Annotated in this window: 15 protein-coding genes; 7 read left to right on the forward strand and 8 right to left on the reverse strand. The window is 52.2% G+C overall.

Annotated features, from left to right (window positions below):
* Positions 1-50: 50 nt before the first annotated feature.
* The 6 genes from ACPAOP_RS07190 to ACPAOP_RS07215 all read right to left on the reverse strand — a co-directional run bounded on the left by ACPAOP_RS07190 (position 51) and on the right by ACPAOP_RS07215 (position 8,099).
* The gene (locus ACPAOP_RS07190; RefSeq protein ID WP_423678991.1) at positions 51-1,457 is read right to left on the reverse strand and encodes an alkaline phosphatase; all 1,407 of its coding nucleotides are present in this window, start codon (positions 1,455-1,457) and stop codon (positions 51-53) included.
* 33 nt (positions 1,458-1,490) lie between these two features.
* The gene (locus tag ACPAOP_RS07195; RefSeq protein WP_423709792.1) at positions 1,491-2,939 is read right to left on the reverse strand and encodes an alkaline phosphatase; all 1,449 of its coding nucleotides are present in this window, start codon (positions 2,937-2,939) and stop codon (positions 1,491-1,493) included.
* Positions 2,940-3,215: 276 nt separating this feature from the next.
* Positions 3,216-4,166 (reverse strand): tyrosine recombinase XerC, encoded by a 951-nt coding sequence (gene xerC, locus ACPAOP_RS07200; RefSeq protein WP_423678993.1) that lies wholly within the window; start codon positions 4,164-4,166, stop codon positions 3,216-3,218.
* A 26-nt stretch (positions 4,167-4,192) separates the two neighbouring features.
* Positions 4,193-4,852: a DUF484 family protein gene (locus ACPAOP_RS07205; RefSeq protein WP_423678994.1), complete on the reverse strand. Its 660-nt coding sequence runs from the start codon at positions 4,850-4,852 to the stop codon at positions 4,193-4,195.
* 8 nt (positions 4,853-4,860) lie between these two features.
* Entirely contained in the window at positions 4,861-5,712 is an 852-nt protein-coding gene (dapF, locus tag ACPAOP_RS07210) for a diaminopimelate epimerase (RefSeq protein ID WP_423678995.1), read from the reverse strand.
* Positions 5,713-5,762: 50 nt separating this feature from the next.
* Entirely contained in the window at positions 5,763-8,099 is a 2,337-nt protein-coding gene (locus ACPAOP_RS07215) for a methyl-accepting chemotaxis protein (RefSeq protein ID WP_423709793.1), read from the reverse strand.
* 334 nt (positions 8,100-8,433) lie between these two features.
* Here ACPAOP_RS07215 and ACPAOP_RS07220 point away from each other — a divergent pair, with 334 nt between their 5' ends.
* The 3 genes from ACPAOP_RS07220 (at position 8,434) to ACPAOP_RS07230 (ending at position 13,983) form a co-directional block, all read left to right on the forward strand.
* Positions 8,434-12,015 carry an indolepyruvate ferredoxin oxidoreductase family protein gene (locus ACPAOP_RS07220; RefSeq protein WP_423709794.1) on the forward strand — a complete coding sequence of 1,194 codons (3,582 nt, stop codon included), beginning with the start codon at positions 8,434-8,436 and terminating at the stop codon, positions 12,013-12,015.
* Positions 12,016-12,133: 118 nt separating this feature from the next.
* A complete protein-coding gene (locus ACPAOP_RS07225) occupies positions 12,134-13,609 on the forward strand; it encodes a peptide MFS transporter (protein ID WP_423709795.1) in 1,476 nt (491 codons plus the stop codon).
* Positions 13,606-13,983, forward strand: a complete 378-nt coding sequence (locus ACPAOP_RS07230; protein ID WP_423678999.1) for a DUF423 domain-containing protein — start codon at positions 13,606-13,608, stop codon at positions 13,981-13,983. Before ACPAOP_RS07225 ends, ACPAOP_RS07230 begins: the two co-directional genes overlap by 4 nt.
* Before the next feature lie 94 nt (positions 13,984-14,077).
* Here ACPAOP_RS07230 and ACPAOP_RS07235 read toward each other — a convergent pair whose 3' ends face one another.
* The gene (locus ACPAOP_RS07235; protein WP_423679000.1) at positions 14,078-14,689 is read right to left on the reverse strand and encodes a glutathione S-transferase family protein; all 612 of its coding nucleotides are present in this window, start codon (positions 14,687-14,689) and stop codon (positions 14,078-14,080) included.
* An 88-nt stretch (positions 14,690-14,777) separates the two neighbouring features.
* Entirely contained in the window at positions 14,778-16,151 is a 1,374-nt protein-coding gene (locus tag ACPAOP_RS07240; RefSeq protein WP_423709796.1) for a M20/M25/M40 family metallo-hydrolase, read from the reverse strand.
* 228 nt (positions 16,152-16,379) lie between these two features.
* Between ACPAOP_RS07240 and ACPAOP_RS07245 the strand changes: the two genes are divergently transcribed.
* From ACPAOP_RS07245 to ACPAOP_RS07260, 4 genes are all read left to right on the forward strand, one after another.
* Positions 16,380-17,675, forward strand: coding sequence for an acetyl-CoA hydrolase/transferase family protein (locus tag ACPAOP_RS07245; protein ID WP_423709984.1), 1,296 nt, complete (start codon positions 16,380-16,382; stop codon positions 17,673-17,675).
* Between the two features lie 192 nt (positions 17,676-17,867).
* Entirely contained in the window at positions 17,868-18,167 is a 300-nt protein-coding gene (locus ACPAOP_RS07250; protein WP_423709797.1) for a hypothetical protein, read from the forward strand.
* Positions 18,168-18,344: 177 nt separating this feature from the next.
* The gene (locus tag ACPAOP_RS07255; protein WP_423709798.1) at positions 18,345-19,106 is read left to right on the forward strand and encodes a head GIN domain-containing protein; all 762 of its coding nucleotides are present in this window, start codon (positions 18,345-18,347) and stop codon (positions 19,104-19,106) included.
* Between the two features lie 105 nt (positions 19,107-19,211).
* Positions 19,212-20,165: an alpha/beta fold hydrolase gene (locus tag ACPAOP_RS07260; protein WP_423679006.1), complete on the forward strand. Its 954-nt coding sequence runs from the start codon at positions 19,212-19,214 to the stop codon at positions 20,163-20,165.
* Position 20,166 lies beyond the last annotated feature (1 nt).

Raw genomic sequence — 20,166 nt, forward strand, 5'->3', positions numbered from 1 at the left:
ACCAGAGGGCAGCACCCTCTGGTTTTTTTTTAGACTCAGTGACGGTTCAATCAGAAGCCGTAAGCTGATTTCAGCAGTGTGAATACTTTAGTGTTATCCAGCGTGCCTTTAAATGCTTTTGCACCTGCACCGGTGGCAAACAATTTTACGTCACCGCCGCCGTGGGTTTCACTGGCCAGACGCACGCCGGTTTCTTGCAAGTAGTTATCTGCCAGTACCGTTGCACTATCGAGATTCGAGCGCAGGTTAGGACGGTTAGGACCATTACCGAACACCAGAGTAGTGTAGGTATTGCCATCCGCATCTTTTGTCGGCTGACCTGTTTTGTAATCGCGGTTAATGTCCAGAATAGGATTGCCGCGTTTACCGTAACCATTGAATGCCAGCGTATGGTCATGGTCTGCCGTTACTACGATCAGCGTATTGGCCAGCGTCGGGTCGGTCAGTTTTGCTTTATCTAACGCAGCTTTCACAGCATCATCAAATGCGATGGTGTCGGTCAGTGCGCGTTTCGCGTTTGTGCCGTGCAAGGCATGATCGATACGACCGCCTTCGACCATCAGGAAATAGCCATTGGAATTCTGCGACAGAATATCCATTGCTTTGGTCGTCATTTCCGCCAGACTAGGCTGATTCGCGCCTTCGCCAACCGGTGGTGTTGCAGTACGGTCGAGCTCATATTCCAGATGGCTTTTGCTGCTGTACAAACCGATGAATTTTTTATTCGTCGGGGCTGCCAGCATGTCTGCTTTTGTCGCCGCAACGGTGTAGCCTTTGGCTGCGAATTCATTCAGCAGATTGCGGCCATCGGCACGGCCGAGTTTGCCGATGCTGGTGCTTGCGTCGTAAGGCAGGAAGTGGTTACGGCCGCCACCCATCAGCACATCGACACCGTCCAGCAAGGCACTGTTGTAACCTGCGCCACCTGGTACTGCCTGTGCCGCAATCGCGTATTGCGCATTGCGGTTACAGATGTGTGAGTAAGTTGCTGCTGGTGTTGCGTGCGTCAGTTCGGTGGTGGTGATAGCACCGACTGCTTTACCTTTGGCTTTTGCCAGTTCCAGGATCGTTGGTACCGCAGTGCCGTTACCGGTGGCCGCGCAATTGTTGATACCCAGATTGCCATTCGCATCTTTACCCGGATTCGTGGCAACGGTGTCGGCAGTCATGGAGATGACTTCATTATTCATCTTCACGCCTGTCATGTAGGCGGCCATCGACGGTGCGCTGTCGGTTGTCTGCGCATCGTTTGAGTAAGTCTTGATACGGGCTGTGCGTTCCAGCTTATCCATATTCAGGCTGCCGTCTTCGCCGTATTTATAGATACGCGATGCCGTGATCGTTGACGGGCCCATGCCGTCGCCCAAAAAGAAAATAATATTTTTTGCTTCGCCAGCAGCGTTTGCAGCATTGGCAAAAGTCATCGCCAGTGTGGCGGCTAAAAGTGTGCGTTTCATAATCAGTTATCCGTTCTCAACAATATTCAATAATCACAAACCAGAGGCCGATTTCACCAGACCGAAGACTTTCGTGTTATCGATCGTACCGAGGAAAGTATCGGCGCCTTTACCAATCGCACCGAGGAATACATCCGTACCGCCGTGTGTTTCGCTGCCGGCTGCCACGCGTACCACCGCTTCCTGATGGTAAGTATTGGCGCTGGTGGTGGTTTCATCGAGACTGATCATGCTGCTGCGGCTGCCTTGTGTGCGGTTTTCGCCATTACCGAAACCGATAATCGAATACGGTGCGCCATCCAGATCTTTTTCGACTGCGCCAGTCACATAGTTTTTCACCACGCCGAGTACGCCAGGATTGCCGCTGGCTGTTTTACCTGTACGTTTGGCGTAGCCGTTCAGTACCAGCGTATGGTCGTGGTCAGCAGTAACGACGATGAGTGTGTTTTTCAGATCAGGGTCGCTGATCTTGGCTTTGGCAATCGCCGCTTTGATGGCGTTATCGAATGCCACTGTGTCTTGCAGTGCCTTCTTGGCAGTTGTTTCGTGCAAAGCGTGGTCAATACGGCCACCTTCCACCATCAGGAAATAACCTTTGGAATTTTTTGCCAGCACGTCCATTGCTTTGGTCGTCATTTCTGCGAGGCTAGGTTCTTTGGCCGGATCGCGATCAAGGTCGTAGTTCATATGGCTGGAAGTGAACAGGCCGAGCAGACGATCTGTTTTGGTACCGTCAATCGCATTGAACTCTGCAGCGTTGCTGGCATAAGCGTAGTTTTTCGCTTTCATTTCAGCGACTAAGTCACGGCCGTCAGCACGTTTGCCGCCGTTTTTAGATGGTGTGAAAAATTGCAGACCGCCACCCATCAGTACGTCCAGACCTGTTGCGCCCAGCGCAGTGTTGTAGCCGGCACCGCCAGGAACGGCAGCAGCAGCGATATCATTTTCCAGATCGCGGTGGCAGATATGTGAGTAAGTGGCCGCTGGTGTTGCGTGGGTAACGCGCGTGGTGGTGACGACGCCGGTCGATAAACCTTTGGCTTTCGCCAGTTCCAGTAAGGTCGGTACGCTGCTGCCGTTTTTCGTGCCGCAGTTATTTCCGAGTTTGTTGCCGTTCGCATCAGCGACAGGATCAACCGCAACGGTGTCCGGTGACATGGAAATCACTTCATTATTCATTTTGACGCCGGTCATGTAAGCCGACATCGACGGTGCGCTGTCAGTGACCTGTGCATCGTTAGAGAAAGTCTTAACGAAAGCGGTTTCCGGCAGGGTATCCATAGTCAGGTCGCCATCTTCACCGACAGAATAAATACGTGCTGCTGTCATGGTTGTCATACCCATGCCATCGCCCAGGAAAAAAATTACATTTTTCGGTGCGTCAGCAACAGGTGCCGGATCGTTTGTGCTGGTGCCGCAACCAGTGACCGAGAGAGTGAGTGCGGCGCCGAGTACAGCGACGTAAAGAGCCTTGAATTTCATTTTCGTTCGTCCAGAGGGGTTAAAAGTATCCCAATGTAACAAGGCATTATTACGCGTCAGTGACCTGGCCCGGGAATGATACGGACTGCCGTATCCGGTGTGGCTTTTTTGATGCGGAGGAAAACAGGAGACCGTACATGCGCTGCTGACTCGAGCAGGCGTCAGAGGCGGTTTCAGCTGATAAATAAGCGCTAAATATACTGGGGGGAGTATATTTTAATGTCCTTATTTTATATGGACGTTAAGGGGGAAATGATAAAAACAAGGGGGAGTATGCTATTTCTTGGCGCGCGGATGGGCCTGATCATAGACTTTTGCCAGATGCTGAAAATCGAGTGAGGTATACACCTGCGTTGCGGCAATCGAGCTGTGTCCCAGCATTTCCTGTACCGCGCGTAAATCGCCGGACGATTGCAGTACATGTGACGCAAAGGAATGACGCAGCATGTGCGGATGCACGTTGGCAGGGATGTCCAGACTTTGTGCATGGGCTTTGATGCGTAATTGCACCAGACGCGCCGAAATTCGTGTACCGCGCTCGCTCAGAAACAGCGGATGCGGGTCGGCCTTGACCAGACTGCCGCGGATGGCCAGCCAGTCGCGTATGGCTTCCAGCGCTGGCGCGCCGACCGGCACAATGCGTGGTTTGTTGCCTTTACCGGTGACGTGCACTTCGCCCTGATCCAGATCGATCCAGCCCGCCGATGCATAGCCAGGCTCTTGTACCGCGGCGACATCCAAGCCGACCAGTTCGGATACGCGCAAACCACTTGAATACAAGAGTTCAAACATGGCGCGATTTGCGCGTGGCGTGGCCTCGTCGCCACCGCGATACGACACCAGACGCACGGCATCATCGGCGCCGAGTGCTTTGGGCAAAGGCTTACTTTTTTTCGGAGCGCGTATGCCTTCGACCGGGTTGCTGTTCAGGTTATGCTGCTCCATCAGCCAACGGTAAAAGCCGCGCCAGCTCGACAGTTTGCGTGCGATGCTGCGGGCATTTAAACCCTGGGCATGGAGTTGAGATGTAAAGCGGCGGATTTGCGCAGTGCTCAGTTCTGTGATCGCCTGTGAGCCGGCGTATTGCTGCAGTTCGCGCAGATCGAGGGCATAACCACTGATCGTGTGCGGTGACAGCTGGCGCTGACTGCGTAAGACTTCCAGATACGCATGCAATAGATTGTCGCCAGCGGCAGTCGTATCCGGCAGGTGAGCTGGCGTTGCCATGGCGACTCCGGTCTGGCGTCAGTGAATTAAATATCGATCAGGCAGGTCAATGCCGCGCTGCTGGTATCGGCGATGTTGACCAGAAAATCGGTAGCCATATTTTTGGTGTAACGCGCCGGATCGGGCGAACCCAGTACCAGCAAACCAAAGGCCGGTGATGTTGGCGACAGACGCAGCGGCAGCATCGCGATGGATTGCACCGGCGTGCTGGTTTCTATCCAGCTGGCTGCTTCAAAATCCTGATTCGGACCGCAAAACGGCGTTGTCAGGCCTTTTGCAAACAGAATGGCATCTTCGCTGGCGGGTGCTGCAAACCAGGTGTGAGAAAACTCAGGGGCGACATTCCAGAGGCGTAAGGTGGCGTGCGGCAGCTGGAAAATATCCTGCAGACCCTGCGTCAGAACAAACGGCAGATCAACATCATTGCGCGCCAGCAGCAGGGCACGCGTCCATGCCTGAAACTTTTGGCTGATGTCGTGATTTTCCTCCGCGATCCGCATTAATTCGGACAATCTGAGTTCCAGCGCGCGATACTTTTCACGCACGACTTCCATTTGCCGTTCTTGCAGAGAAATAGTACGGCCCATGACCGGGCTCGTCAGTTTGACCGCACTCAGTAATTCTGCGTGCTCTTCAAAAAAATCCGGATTCTGGATCAGGTAGGTTGCGATGTCAGTTGAATTCATTACATTGATCAGAGATTAATTTCGCCTTCGAAGACCGTGACTGCCGGGCCGCTGAGCATAACAGAGCTGCCTTCGCCTTGCCACGCGATAGAGAGTTCGCCGCCATGGGTGGTGACGCGCACCGGGCTGTCGAGCAAGCCGCGCCGGATGCCGGCAACCACGGCAGCACAGGCACCGGTACCGCAGGCCAGCGTCTCACCCGCACCGCGTTCATACACGCGCAAGCGGATGTGATGACGATCCTTAATTTGCATAAAACCTGCATTTACGCGTTTCGGAAAACGCGGATGATGTTCAATCACAGGGCCATCGGCTGCGACCGGAAACATCTCGACATCATCAACCACCTGCACTGCGTGGGGATTGCCCATCGAGACCACAGAAATCGCGACTGTTTTGCCATTCACATCGATTGGCCATAACACATCATCGGACTGGGGAAAGGCAGTCAGCCCGGAATTGTCGAAAGGAACTTTTGCCGGTTCCAATACCGGTGCGCCCATATCAACGGTGATGCTGCCGTCGCTTTCCATGCGCGGAGCAATGATGCCGGACATGGTTTCAACGCGGATTGTCGATTTGTCGGTCAGTTTTTTTTCAATGACGAAACGCACGAAAGCGCGTGAGCCATTGCCGCACTGCTCGACTTCGCCGCCATCGGCGTTAAATATGCGGTAGCGAAAATCGACATCCGGCTTGTCTGATTTTTCGACCACCAGAATCTGATCGGCACCGATGCCAAAACGGCGGTCAGCAATATGCTGCCACTGTTCGCGGGTGAATTGTATCTGCTGGTGAATTGCATCGATCACGACAAAATCATTGCCGGCGCCATGCATTTTGGTGAATTTGAGTTTCATGAGCGCATTATATCGCGGGATACGCGCGATGATGCGCCCGCCGCTAGGATTTAGCTGCCGTCGGCTTTATATACGCCGCACCCGATAACGATGTCGTTTGCCACTGCTTCGATATACGAGGTTTTACCTTCGACCTGATTCGAGACAGGATTCAGTATGGTGTAATCGACCCAGCCACCCGATGCCGGCAGGCTGAACGCATCTGCCACCAGTTTGCGGCCGTCGAGTCCGCTCAGGTGAAACAGATTCAGCTTCAGTTTTTCCGCATTGCCGCCAAAAGCCAGATACTGACCTTCGCGGTTGAAGGCAAACACATACATGTCTTTATGGCTGAATTGCCGGTCTTTATCGCTGGTGATTTCTGCCAGTGCTGCTTTGCCTCTGCGTTGGAACAGCTCGACCGCTTTCTTTACCATCAGATAGGCTTCGTCGGCCGTTCCTTGCCTGAGGTGAAAACCGGCAACGGCTTTGGTCAGATAGGTAGCGCGCTGTTCCAGATGAATTGCCATGCTACGCGCTTGTTCTGCCATGCCACCATTGCTTTGCGTGATTTCATCCAGATGCTTGAGTGCTTCAGAAATCTGCGCCAGACCATTGCTTTGCTCGTCTGATGCGCTGGATATTTCATTAATGTTGCCCGCCAGATCGCGTATGCCGGTGACGATGTTACTGAGTGTGGTGTTGACATCGTTGATCTGACCGACGCCATGCTGTACCTGATGAACAGACTGATCGATCAGATCGCGGATCTGTTTCGCCGCATCGGCACTGCGCTGCGCCAGGCTGCGGACTTCGGTTGCCACTACCGCAAAGCCGCGCCCTTGTTCACCGGCACGTGCCGCTTCGACCGCTGCATTGAGTGCGAGGATGTTGGTTTGAAAAGCGATGCCGTCGATCATGCTGATGATTTCATGCATCTTCAGCGCACTTTGCTGTATCCCCTGCATAGATGTGACTGCCGCGTGCATCGCATCACCGCTGGAAGCCGCGATCTGGCTCAGGCTGGAGGCCAGATGATCTACTTCACGGGCGTTTTCAGCATTTTTTTTTACTGTGGCCGAGAGATCTTCGACGCTGGCGGTGGTTTCTTCCAGGCTTGATGCCTGCTGCTCGGTTCTGACTGCCAGATCACCGATATCACTGGACAGATTCTGACCGAGTTGCGATACCTTGCTCGCATTCGTACGTACATTCGCCACCAGCCCTGACAGGTTCAGATTCATTGTCTCCAGAGTGTTCCCGGTTTCTGCCAGCTCGTCTTTGCCATCGATATGAATTTGTCTGGTCAGGTCGCCGGAAGATACTGACAATGCAGACTCACGCACTGCGTGCAGTGCCTGCATAAAGCCGCGATAAAACCCCAGTAACAGATAAGCCGTCGTCATAAATAACAGCAGCAGAATGGAAAAAATCAGATTTCTGCGCGAACTTTGTTTGTCCACGCGTTCACTGAGCAGATCATTCAGGCGCTGATGCAATTGTTGCTGCAGCCTGACGGCTTTTTCTATCGCTTGTGTCCCTTGCTCAAAATAGCTGCCGGCATCACCGCTGACAGTGTCACCCAGTAAATTCTGTCGCGCCAGCGCGGCAAAGTCTTCGCTGGCTTTGATGCTGGCCTGTTGTTCAGCCGGGACGATTTCACCAGCCCGTTTCAGTTGTTGTTCCAGATCGTTGACTGCCTTGATCGCAGATTGCAAAGCACTCAGACGCGAGATGATCGCCGCTTTACCAGAGAAATCTATCGTCCCGGATTTAATGTAACCGGCACCGAGCCCTTGCAGCAGTGCCACTTGCTCTATCCAGGTCGGAATTTTGATGACGGCCGCATCCATCAGAAAATAGGTGGCAGCTTCAGGGTCAAAGAATAAGCCGCTGCGCTCACTCGCATACAAGGAGAAATCCTGGATTCTGGCGATCAGACTGGTGTGCTGAGCAAGGCTGGCGGCAGAGGTTTCGGCGACCTGACCCGCGGCTAACTGGCGTAATTCAGCTTCCAGTGGCGTCCAGTTGTCGCTGAGCTGGAATTCCGGATTATTCGAAATTTCCAGGCGTAGTCGTGACAGACTGTCTGACAAGGCTTTTCTGGTGATCGCAAGATCGGCGTCGATATTCCCACCGGATAACTTCAGATTGACCTGGCCGCGATGTTTTTGCGTCTGGATCATCACATCCATGAGTTGACGGTTGATTTGTATGCCACTCAGCTCATTTTGTGCGATTTCAACATCTGTCTGCATCTTCGACAGCATGTACATCACCAGCAGCAGCGTCGGCAGCATCAGGATAATAAACATCGACAGCAGTTTGGTACGCAAGCTGAGCTTGCTCATCATGGCAGCGCTCGGCCGCATGAGTGTGTTCAGCAGTTTGTCTCTTGAGGCTGGCATAGTTATTTTTCGTTGGAGTGAACGCGCCATGGAACGTTGTTGCATTTTCCCAGAAAAGAACCCTCGGAACATTGTACTCAGTATATAAAAACAACAATAACAACAATATAGATCGGGGTCATAGAAAATGGCTATATCATTTCTATTAGTCAACAGTACACTTTGCCGCACTGTCAGTCGTACTGTACTGGTGTTTTTGTGCGTGACTGTGCATGGGGGCGTACCATGCTGCATGCTAATGTGCGGCCAGAATTAAAAAGTATATGATTCACTCACAAGGTGATTCTGTTTATTGGCAAATACCAATGCCATACAAAAAAAGCACGGAGACCCCATGAATGCACCTCTCAGACCCGAGCAGCAGGCGCTGATCGACAATTCTATTTCCCTCGACGATAAATTCACGCTGGAGCGCGGACGCGCTTTTATGACCGGCACCCAGGCATTATTACGCCTGATGATGTTGCAGCGGCAGGCTGATGAAAAAGCCGGGCTCAATACCGCTGGTTTTATTACCGGCTATCGCGGTTCGCCTTTAGGCAACGTCGATCTGACCGCCAGTAAAGCAAAAAAGTATCTGGAAAAAGCACATGTGAAATTTCATCCAGGCGTGAACGAAGATCTGGCCGCCACCTCGGTATGGGGAACGCAGCAGGTGAATCTGTTCCCGGGAGCGAAATACGACGGCGTGTTTGCAATGTGGTATGGCAAAGGCCCGGGTGTTGATCGCTGCGGTGATGTGTTTAAACATGCGAATCTGGCCGGCACATCAAAGCACGGTGGTGTACTGGTCATTGCGGGTGATGACCATGCGGCCAAATCGTCAACCGCGGCACATCAGTCCGAACACATTCTGAAAGCCTGCGGTATTCCGGTGTTGTATCCGTCGTCGGTGCAGGAATATCTGGATTACGGTTTGCATGGTATTGCTTTGTCACGCTACACCGGGCTCTGGGTGTCGATGAAATGTGTGACTGAAGTGGTGGAATCCGGTGCCTCAGTGGAGATTGATCCCGAGCGTATTAAACCGATTATTCCCGGCGATTTCCAGATGCCGGCCGATGGTGTCAACATACGCACGCCTGATCCTGTGCTCGCGCAGGAAGCGCGCATGATTAATTACAAGTGGTACGGAGCATTGGCTTATGCACGCGCCAATAAACTGAATCAGATCATCTGGGATAGTCCGCGTGCCCGAGTCGGTATTATCACCGCAGGTAAGTCGTATCTCGATACCCGTCAGGCACTGGCGGATCTGGGCATTGATGAGCAGGCAGCCGCCGACATTGGAATCCGTTTGTATAAAATCGGCATGACCTGGCCGCTGGAATCGCAGGGTGTGCGCGAATTTGCCAAAGGTCTGGATGAAATTCTGGTGGTCGAAGAGAAGCGTCAGATTCTCGAATACGCGCTCAAAGAAGAGCTGTACAACTGGCAGGATGATGTACGTCCTCGCGTGGTCGGCAAGTTTGACGATACAGGTGAATGGAGCGATCTCGATCATAGCGGTCATGGCGACTGGCTGCTGCCTGCGACGTATGAACTGAGCCCGGCGCAGATCGCCCGTGCGATTGCATCCCGTATCACCAGGTATTTTTCCGGCCATCCTGTTGAACAGCGCGTCAAACAGCGTGTCGCTTATCTGGAAGCCAAAGAGGCAATGCTGAACGTCGCGGCTAAACCTGATCCCAACAAAGATCGCGTTCCGCATTTCTGTTCAGGTTGCCCACACAATACCTCGACCAAATTGCCGGAAGGCAGTCGTGCTTTAGCGGGTATCGGTTGCCATTACATGGTGACCTGGATGAACCGTGAATCGACGATCTTCAGTCACATGGGGGGAGAAGGCGTGACCTGGGTAGGTCAGGCGCCGTTCACGAATGAAAAGCATGTGTTCAGCAATCTGGGTGACGGTACGTATTTCCACTCCGGTTTGCTGGCGATACGTGCAGCGGTTGCCGGGCACGTGAATATCACCTACAAAATTTTATTTAACGACGCCGTTGCGATGACAGGTGGTCAGGAGTTTGACGGTCCGCTGGACCCCGGCATGATTTCGCGCCAGATTGCGGCAGAAGGTGTCAAACCGATTATCGTTGTGACTGATGAACCGGAAAAATATCCGGCCAATTACAACTGGGCTCCCGGCGTGACAGTGCGTCATCGCAGTGAACTCGATGCAGTACAGCGTGAGTTGCGTGAAATTGAAGGCGTCTCCGCGATGATTTACGATCAGACCTGTGCGTCTGAAAAGCGTCGCCGCCGGAAAAAATTTGACAAAGATGGCAAGCCAGGTTTCCCTGATCCGGCCAAGCGCGCGGTGATTAATGAAGCTGTCTGCGAAGGTTGCGGCGATTGTTCGGTGCAATCAAACTGCCTGTCGGTCGAACCCCTGGAAACCGAATTCGGACGCAAGCGCCAGATCAATCAGTCGTCGTGCAACAAGGATTTTTCTTGTGTGAACGGCTTCTGTCCAAGCTTCGTCACCGTTGAAGGCGGCAAGCTGAAAAAACCAGCGAAGGTGAAAGCAGAACAAGGGACTGCGTTTGATGTTGCCAGCTTACCTGCACCTGCTTTACCTGCAACGAAAGAACCACTGAACGTACTGGTGACCGGTATCGGCGGCACCGGCGTGATCACGATTGGTCAGATCATGGCGATGGCGGCGCATCTGGAAGGCAAAGCCTGCTCCGTACTCGATATCACCGGTCTGGCGCAAAAAGGCGGCGCCGTTATGTCGCATGTGCGTCTTGCAGACAATGCTGCCGACTTGCATTCCACACGTGTCGGTACCGGCATGGCGGATCTGGTGATCGGTTGCGATGAAGTCGTGACTGCCAGTCGTGATGCCTTATCGCGTATGGGCGAAGGCCGTACCCGTGCAGTCGTCAATTCCTCTATTTCACCGACCTCGACATTCATTAAAAATCCGGACTGGACTTTCCCGGGGGAGAGTGCGGAAGCCGAAATCCGCCATTCCTGCGGCGAAGACCGCGTCGATATGGTTGACGCCACACGTTTGGCAACGGCACTGATGGGCGACAACATTGCCTCAAATATGTTCATGCTGGGTTTTGCATGGCAAAAAGGTTGCGTGCCTTTAAGTGAGGCTGGCTTGATGCGTGCGATTGAACTGAATGGCGTTGCGATTGATTTCAACAAGCAGGCATTTAACTGGGGGCGCATCGCAGCGCATGATCTGGCGGCAGTGAAGAAACTGGTAGCTCCGGCACAGGTGATCGAGCTGAAGCGCGCACCGACCCTGGATGACATCGTCACCAAACGGATTGCTTTCCTGACGGATTATCAGGACGCTGCTTACGCTTCTCAGTACAGTGAATTCGTCAATAAAGTCAAAGCGGCGGAGGTTGCGATTGTCGATGGTAAGCCATTACGCCTGACCGAGGCAGTGGCGAAATATCTGTTCAAACTGATGGCGTACAAAGATGAATACGAGGTCGCACGTTTGTACACCGATGGCAAATTCCAGAAAAAAATTGCCGATATGTTTGAGGGTGATTACGCAATACATTTCCACCTCGCACCACCATTGTTTGCCAAACACGATGCTCAGGGACATCTGATCAAGCAGCATTATGGACCGTGGATGATGAAAGTATTCGGTGTGCTGGCGAAAATGAAATCTTTGCGTGGCAGTATGTTCGATGTATTTGGATATACAGCAGAACGCAGAACCGAACGTGCGCTGGTGGTTGAATACAAGCAGACGATACAGCAACTACTGCCTTTGCTGAATACGGGCAATCTTGCCAGTGCGGTTGCGGTTGCCAGTGTGCCCGAAGATATCCGCGGTTACGGGCATGTCAAAGAACGTCATTTGCTTGCCGCTAAAAATAAACAAGCGGCATTGCTGGCGGAATTTAATACGGTCGCGGCGCCGAAAAAAGCAGCGTAGTTCTGACTACTTAAAAGAATGGTCGACGCAAGTCGGCCATTTTTTATTTCCTGATCTGGAAAAAGCAGGAAGCCGACGCTCTGCTTTACAATGCAACCGACATTCAAAGGAGCACATTTTGTCCACGATTAAACAAAAGCTTGCCAATATACCTGAGGGCTCGGCAGCCCTGTTTTTCATTCAGATATTTGCAACACTCGGTTTCGCGGTGTTGTATTCGACGCTGGTGCTGTACGCAACCAAGAAGCTGAATTTTTCAGTCAAAGAAGCCACCGCCATCATGGGAGTGTTTGGCGCGTTCAATTATGGTCTGCATTTATTCGGCGGTTACCTCGGCGGACGTTTCATCAGCAATCGCAATCTGTTTGTCGGCGGTATGGTATTGCAGGTGTTAGGCTGCGGCTGTATTTCTTTAGGCAGTGCCGAGCAACTGTACTGGGGGCTGGGATTGTTCCTGACCGGCAGTGGTCTGAATGTGACCTGCATTAACATGATGCTGACCCAGCGCTTCAAGCCAGAAGACGACAGACGCGAGAGTGCGTTTCTGTGGAATTACGCGGGGATGAATCTCGGCTTTTTTGTCGGCTTCAGTGCTGCCGGTCACTTTCAGCTGCTCGAAGATTATGCCGGTCTGTTTGTTTTTGCGACGATAGGCAATTTTATGGCGATTGTGCTGGCGCTGTTGAACTGGAAGCGGCTGGTCGATCTGAATACGCCATTGTTGCAGGCAACGCCTGTGGAATTCAAAAAACGTCTGGCGGTCGGGCTGGCGATTTTGTTTGGTCTGGTACCCGTGATTTATTTCATGCTGCATAAAGCCGAGCTGACCGGCAATCTGGTGCTGATCATCAGTGTCGGTATCGCTTTGGTTATCGCCTATCTGACATTCAGACACAAGGATCAGCGCGAACAGCGGAATATGTCGGCATACATTCTGCTGACCATAGGTTCACTGGTGTTCTGGACTTTGTATCAGATGGCACCGATGGGCTTGCAACTGTTTGCGGTGAATAATGTGGACCGCATGGTCTGGGGTATAGAAATCGCACCGCAATGGATACAGAACATCAATAGCTTCGTCATTATGGTCGGTGGCCCGCTGATGGCGATGCTCTTTAAAAAACTGCGCGATCAAGGCTGGCAGATTGATGTGCCGATGCAGTTTTCTGCCGCATTATTACTGATTGGTATTGGCTTTCTGGTACTGCCGCTGGGCATAGGTTTCGCTGCCAGCAATGGGCTGGTGGCATTTCGCTGGATATTTATCAGCTATCTGTTGCAAAGCGTTGCAGAGTTACTGATCTCACCTGTCGGTTACGCCATGATAGGTCGCCTCGCACCGGCGAAGTATCAGGGTGTGATGATGGGCACCTGGATGCTGACGACAGGTACCGCATCAATCCTAGCGAGCTATTTTTCCGGCATGATTCCTGAGGCCAGTGAAGGCATGGCCACTTCCACGAATCCGACTTATCAGCATATTTTTTCGATGCTGGGTTGGGGCGCAGTCGGCGTTGGCGTCGTATTGATTTTACTGATTCCTTTCCTGCGCAAACTGATTACGAAAAGCGCAGATCAGGAGGCAATAGCATGAGACCCCATCACTGGATCAGTATTGCCGCGTTGAATATGTTGATTGCAGTCGGTGCCGGGGCATTTGGTGCGCATGGGTTGAAGTCGGTGCTGAGCGCCGACATGCTGGCGATATGGCAGACGGCGGTGCAGTATCAGATGGTGCATGCACTGGGTTTGCTGGGGTTAAGCTTGTTGCAGACACAGTGGAATGAGCGTTTGCTGGGGTATGCGGCATGGGCGATGTTGTCCGGCATCGTTATTTTCAGTGGCAGCCTGTATGCGCTGGCGTTGTCTGGTTTGCGCATCCTCGGTGCGATTACGCCGGTGGGTGGCGTCGCATTTTTGCTGAGCTGGGCAATGCTGGCGTGGTGCGCTTACCGCCGCCAGCATTGATGTTTTGCGCTGTCACAATCTGGCTGCCGGATAGCATGTCAGATTGTGACCGGCTGACAGTGCTTGCTAAGACTGGCGGGTGAAGCGGAAAAGCTTACTCGCCATTTTTTTCGACCGCGCGTTGGTAGGCAGGGCGTGCTTCTATCATATCGACAAAACGCGTCAGATTCGGAAACGCTGCGCGTCCTGCACTTCTGACGCCGATTTGCACCACGAAAGACAGCTGGACATCTGCTCCGGTGAGTTCATTACCGACGAAGAAATCGCGCCCTTCTAATTCTGCATTCAGATAGCCAAGATGATTGGCGATTTCGCTGTTGATACGCGGATGCAATGGCGCACCTGCTTCGCCGAGCCGACCGACGTAGAGCTTCAGCAGTAAAGGCAGCATGGCCGATCCCTCGGCATAGTGCATGAATTGCAGATAGCGGTAGTAATCCGGCGTGCCTTTTTCCGGTACGAATTTGCCGTTGCCATATTCAGTGATCAGGTATTCGAGAATCGCGCCGGATTCGATCAGAATTTCTTCTTTATCGCGCAGCACCGGCGCTTTTCCTAACGGATGAATTTTCTTGAGTTCCGGCGGCGCGAGCCGGGTCTGCGGATCGCGGTCATAGCTGATCACCGCATATTCCTGACCTAATTCTTCCAGCATCCAGGTGATACGGCGTGAACGGGATTCTTTCAGGTGGTGAACTTCAATCATATTAATTCCCAGTGTAAAAAGAGAGTGCTGATTATGCCGATATTTCGGCATCCTCGTTGGTGTCAGCGTGAGATGGCTGAGTCTTTGTTCATTTTTTTTCTGGCATAGGGTAGCTGGCGACGCTGATATTGCCGTCTGTATCGACGGCCTGTACGCCAAAGAAATAATTGTCCTTGGATTTTCCTTTAACGGTATAGGAGAGCACATTCCCCACCATCATACTGCCCTGCCAGACGCTGCTGGTCGTGTCTCGCCAGACAATGCGGTAACCCGCAAGATCGGCTTCAGTATTGGCATTCCAGCGCATGCTGGTGTCATTTTCGAGTTGTGAGGTTTTCATCTGTACCTGTGCCGGAGCCGCTGGTGCAAGGGCCAGGCTGGCTAATGCAGCCGCGTTAACGCGGGCAACATTTGCGGTGTAATCAGCATCGACAAATTCCGGTAAGTCACCCATCTGCACGCCATTTTCTATACGGACATTCTGATGCTGATGATTGAAATCTTCATTCGGTTCAGTAAAGCGCAGTGCGGCATAACCCTGTTCGAGGAAAGGAATATGATCGCCACCGCGCAGATAGCGGTCGCGCCGGTGGATGATATTCACAGTAAAGCCGGGTACATAGCGCTCACCGGTTTCTTTGACGTGGCGTGCCAGCTGGCGCGAGAGCGAATCGCTTTCGCCACCGGTGGCAATCAGATTGCGGGTCGCGTCCGGTATTTCTTTGACAGCCGGTATTCCTTCTGCAAACAGGCGCACCGATTTGTTATCGATCTCACCGTGTTCTGAACGTGAACTGCCAATAATGTCATTCGTGAACATACCGGCGATATTCATCTTTTTTTCTCTGGCTTGTTTTGCCCAGTGCGTGGCGCCGTACAAACCTTGCTCTTCCGCCGCGACTGCCATGAAAACGATGCTCGCATCAAAACGATGTTGTGCCATTACACAGGCCATTTCCATGACGGCAGCAGTGCCCGACGCATCATCATTCGCGCCGGGCGCAAACGACGTGGCATCCATCACATCAGTAGCGCGTGAATCATAGTGCCCGCTGACGACGTAATAACGGCCGGGGTCTGTTTTCCCCTTCAGGGTCGCAACCACATTCACAATCTCGGTTGGTTTGTTGATGCGGCGGCCACCTGCTTCGACATAGCTGTCGAATTGCACGTCGAGCTGACCGTTACTGCAGTGCTCCAGTTCCGCTTTGATCCAGCGTCTTGCAGCACCGATGCCTACGGTATCAGACTGTGTTTCTGACATCGTATGACGGGTATGAAAGCTGACTAACTTACGAATGTATGCATCAATGCGCTGTGCAGATATCTGCTGCACGATTTCCTTGATCTGTGGTTGTTGCTGAGTATTTTTTTGTTCGGCAAGCTGCGCACCCGCAGGTAAGGCTGAAATCAGTAAACCGGCATAAAACAATATTGAATAGGAAAAAGACTTTGTGAACATAAGGTGTATTCCTGAGAAAAATGACAGCAGGCCAATAACTCACATACCTGCGAAGGCTGATGGATATTACATGAAGTCGCTTTGACAAGCAGATCATCAGGTTCTTTTGCGCCAGCACAAATTTGGTGCAAATGTCGCTCGCATGACTGCGCTGCAACATGAATTGACGTTAACATGGTCAGGAGCAGGAGACCAACTGATTAACACCTTAGAGAGTGCCAAACCATGATGTCTGTACAGGAGTTGTATCTTCAAAAACATCTTTCACCGGAAGATGCCATCCATCAGGTGAGAGATGGTGATTTCATTGTCGTACCAACCGGTGTCGGTGAGCCACCGGCTTTATTGTCTGCCTTATCGGAACAACGTCGCCGCTTCCGCGATGTCAAGGTGGCGCAGATTTTACCGATCAGAAAATTCGGCTATTTTGATCCGTCGACGGCGGAACATGTCCGCCATGTCGCATTCTTTTTCGGCGCAGCATCGCGTGCCGGCGGACAGGCTGGAGATATCGATTTTATACCCAGTTATTTTTCAGAAATGCCGATGCTGATCGAGCGTGGCATGATTCCTTCCGATGTCGTGTTCACGCTGGCTTCTCCTATGGATGAGCATGGCTATTTTTCCCTGAGTCTGGCAGCTGATTACACGATGGCAGCGATTGCCAAAGCGCGTGCAGTGGTGCTGGAAGTGAATCCCAATGTGCCGTTTGCGAATGGCTCCTGTCATATTCATATTTCCCAGGTCGCGGCACTGGTGGAAAGCAATGAAGCCGTCACTGAAGTCGGCCTGCCGGTGATAGGGCCAGTGCAAGAGGCGATAGGCAAATATGTGGCCGATATGATTGATGATGGGTCGACACTGCAGATCGGTTACGGTGGTATTCCTGATGCGGTGGTGATGCAACTCACGAACAAGCATGATCTTGGCATTCATACGGAAATGATCGGCGACGGCATCATGACACTGGTGGAAAGTGGCGCCGTCACTAACCGCAAAAAGACATTCATGCCGGGAAAAATGATCGCCACTTTTGCACTGGGCTCAAAAAAACTGTATCAGTTTATTCATCGCAATCCGGCACTGGAAATGCATCCGGTGGACTTTACCAATGATCCGTATCTGGCGGCCAAAAATGACAAGCTGATCGCGATTAATGCGACCTTGCAAATTGACTTGCTGGGACAGTGCGGATCGGAAAGTCTTGGGCCTGTACCGTATTCGGGCACAGGCGGGCAGGTCGATTTCGTACGGGCGGCGAACCGTTCCCGCGATGGCAAGGCGTTCATCGTCTTACCCGCAACGGCGAAAGACGACAGCATTACCCGTATCGTGCCGATGCTGACTCCGGGCACCCATGTCACGACCGGCAAAAACGATATTAACTACGTTGTCACCGAATTCGGTGTTGCGCAGTTACGCGGTAAATCGGCGAAGCAACGTGCGCAGGAAATGATCGCGATTGCTCATCCGGATTTCCGCGCGGAATTGACACAGGAAGCCAGACGCTTGCATCTGCTGTAATGATGATGGCGGTGTGATCTTACTTGACAAGAGTCCACGATTTTATGCGCCTGCTGGCATGAAAATGCTTTGCAGGCCTTATTTTATGCGGGCTTTTTTTAAGAGATGCGCGATTGCAAAATTTGCCCTGATTATCCTGATTTCGGCAGAGAGATGGGGTGCATAGTTTATAATTGCTTAATTTTTAACAAAATGAGGTGTCCGTCCGGTTTGCCGGCGTACGCTATTCGCGGCGATGCGCGCATCCTGCAATATATCAATCAGGTAACGAGAATGAATAAATTACTGAGTGTTCTGGTGTTGTCTCTGGCTTTTCCTATGATCAGTGCGGCGCAGACGCCGGTGTTCAAATGCGAGGTCGATGGCCGTGTCGTCTGGTCGGACAGCCCATGCAAAGGTAAAGGTAAAGTGGTACAGGTGAAATCTGTTGCGTCGTCTGAAAAGAAAAAAAACGGTGAAGCTGCCGAAGCCCCACCGTCCGCAAGAAGATAAGCTGATCTTGGTATGCGATGTGCCGGCAGCAAATTTGCCGTGTCGGATATGCTGTAATCTCCTTCCGACATCCTGGCTGTTGGCGAATGATCTCTGACCCGGAATCTGCTTTTCGTTGCAGTCTCATGCGGCTACACTGTCGCTCTTTGTTTTGCTCATTTTGCCGGAGCCCCTCCTATGAAAATCTCATCATTACGACGTACCGTTATTGCTGCTGTGTTGCTGGCAACGACAGTGCCTGCGAGTGCCGGTTGGCTGGATTTTTTTCGCAAGGGAAAAACTGTCACTGGTTCCGGCAATATCCAGAAACAAGTCAGAGCAGCCAGTGGGTTTAATGAAATTGCACTCGATATTCCGGCATATCTGGAGTTGCGGCAGGGAGAAAAAGAAAGCGTCGAGATCGAGACCGATGATAATTTACAGAGCCTGATTGAGGTCGCGGTCGAGAGCGGTGCCTTACAAATACGACCGCAGCAGAAAAACGTGTATCCGGACAGTAAGACACTGAAGATTACCGTGTATCTGAAAAATCTGGCGGAGCTGAAAATCAGCGGCTGGGGCAAGGTGAATGCCGAAAAACTACAGATTCCCGGTCTGCATATTGCGATCAGTGGCTCTGCTGATGTCCGCGTACAGGATTTGCGCACTGAAATACTGGAAATCGATATCAGCGGCAGCGGTAGTTTCAGTGCCGCAGGCGCCTCAACCGAAATCAGCGGAAAAATCGGTGGCTCCGGTTCGCTGTTGATGGAAGCGCTGGAAGCCAATGACGTACGTATCCGCATCGGCGGCTCCGGCCATGTCCGCACCTGGGTACATCATAAGCTGGATGTGACTGTCGGCGGGTCCGGCGAAATCGAATACTATGGCGATCCTGTCGTTACTAAAACTATCGGTGGTTCTGGTCGCCTCATTCGTCTGGGCGGCGCACCACAGTAATTCTGTTGCACTGCCGGGTTCTTTTTCAGCGAAGAAACCCGACAGGCAAAAGGCGATGCGTCCTATAATCTTGCTCTCTTAATGAATTGTTTTTTTCTGTCATCAATGAGTGTCCGTCATCGCGTTTCTCTGGCTGTCCTGAGTCTCTTTATCTTGTTAGCAGGTGCTTTATTTCTGGGTTTGGCGATCGCCTGGGCACCAGACAAATCAGTCGATGACCTGAAACAAAAATGGGCACCCGCACCTTCAAAATTCATTGATGTTCATGGTTTGCAAGTGCATGTCCGCGACGAAGGCTTGGCGGACGATCCCGTTCCGGTGATGCTGATCCATGGCACCTCATCCAGCCTGCATACCTGGGAACCGTGGGTGAAAGCCCTGAAAGCAGAGCGCCGCGTGATCACCATGGATTTACCCGGTTTTGGTCTGACCGGGCCGAATCAGGAAGGTGACTACAGCACGACAGCGTACGTGCGCTTTATTCTGGATCTGATGGATAGCTTGCATCTGTCTAAAGTCGTGTTGGGTGGTAACTCGCTCGGTGGCGAAATTGCCTGGGAAGTCGCTGCCGCTGCACCGGCGCGGGTCGATAAACTGATTCTGGTGGATGCAGCAGGTTACGCGTTCACACCAAAATCGATACCGGTTGGTTTTCAGATTGCGCGCATGCCGATGATGTCGTGGGTGATGGATCACTGCCTGCCGCGCTCTATGGTTGAATCCAGCGTCAAGAATGTTTATGCACGTCCGGAAAAAGTTACGCCAGCCTTAGTTGATCGCTATGAAGCGATGATGCTGCGCGAAGGAAACCGCCCCGCTTTACGTCAGCGCATCAGCCAGCTCGCCATCGGCGATCATGCTGAACTGATCAAAACGATACGTGTACCGACCCTGATACTCTGGGGGGGCAAAGATCAGTTGATACCGCCGGAAAATGCAGAATGGTTTCAGCGTGATATTGCTAACAGTAAGCTGATTATGTTTGACGAACTCGGCCATGTTCCACAGGAAGAAAATCCCGTAGTCACCGTCGCTGCGGTTCGTATATTTTTGCAGTAAC

This window comes from Undibacterium sp. WLX3042 (assembly GCF_049544825.1).
Classification (GTDB): domain Bacteria; phylum Pseudomonadota; class Gammaproteobacteria; order Burkholderiales; family Burkholderiaceae_D; genus Undibacterium.

Bases quoted from the DNA above. Each gene is read 5' to 3' on its own strand.
- ACPAOP_RS07190 (WP_423678991.1), bottom strand. From the start codon at position 1,457: ATGAAACGCACACTTTTAGCCGCCACACTGGCGATGACTTTTGCCAAT.
- ACPAOP_RS07195 (WP_423709792.1), bottom strand. From the start codon at position 2,939: ATGAAATTCAAGGCTCTTTACGTCGCTGTACTCGGCGCCGCACTCACT.
- xerC (WP_423678993.1), bottom strand. From the start codon at position 4,166: ATGGCAACGCCAGCTCACCTGCCGGATACGACTGCCGCTGGCGACAAT.
- ACPAOP_RS07205 (WP_423678994.1), bottom strand. From the start codon at position 4,852: ATGAATTCAACTGACATCGCAACCTACCTGATCCAGAATCCGGATTTT.
- dapF (WP_423678995.1), bottom strand. From the start codon at position 5,712: ATGAAACTCAAATTCACCAAAATGCATGGCGCCGGCAATGATTTTGTC.
- ACPAOP_RS07215 (WP_423709793.1), bottom strand. From the start codon at position 8,099: ATGCCAGCCTCAAGAGACAAACTGCTGAACACACTCATGCGGCCGAGC.
- ACPAOP_RS07220 (WP_423709794.1), top strand. From the start codon at position 8,434: ATGAATGCACCTCTCAGACCCGAGCAGCAGGCGCTGATCGACAATTCT.
- ACPAOP_RS07230 (WP_423678999.1), top strand. From the start codon at position 13,606: ATGAGACCCCATCACTGGATCAGTATTGCCGCGTTGAATATGTTGATT.
- ACPAOP_RS07235 (WP_423679000.1), bottom strand. From the start codon at position 14,689: ATGATTGAAGTTCACCACCTGAAAGAATCCCGTTCACGCCGTATCACC.
- ACPAOP_RS07240 (WP_423709796.1), bottom strand. From the start codon at position 16,151: ATGTTCACAAAGTCTTTTTCCTATTCAATATTGTTTTATGCCGGTTTA.
- ACPAOP_RS07245 (WP_423709984.1), top strand. From the start codon at position 16,380: ATGTCTGTACAGGAGTTGTATCTTCAAAAACATCTTTCACCGGAAGAT.
- ACPAOP_RS07250 (WP_423709797.1), top strand. From the start codon at position 17,868: ATGAGGTGTCCGTCCGGTTTGCCGGCGTACGCTATTCGCGGCGATGCG.
- ACPAOP_RS07255 (WP_423709798.1), top strand. From the start codon at position 18,345: ATGAAAATCTCATCATTACGACGTACCGTTATTGCTGCTGTGTTGCTG.
- ACPAOP_RS07260 (WP_423679006.1), top strand. From the start codon at position 19,212: ATGAGTGTCCGTCATCGCGTTTCTCTGGCTGTCCTGAGTCTCTTTATC.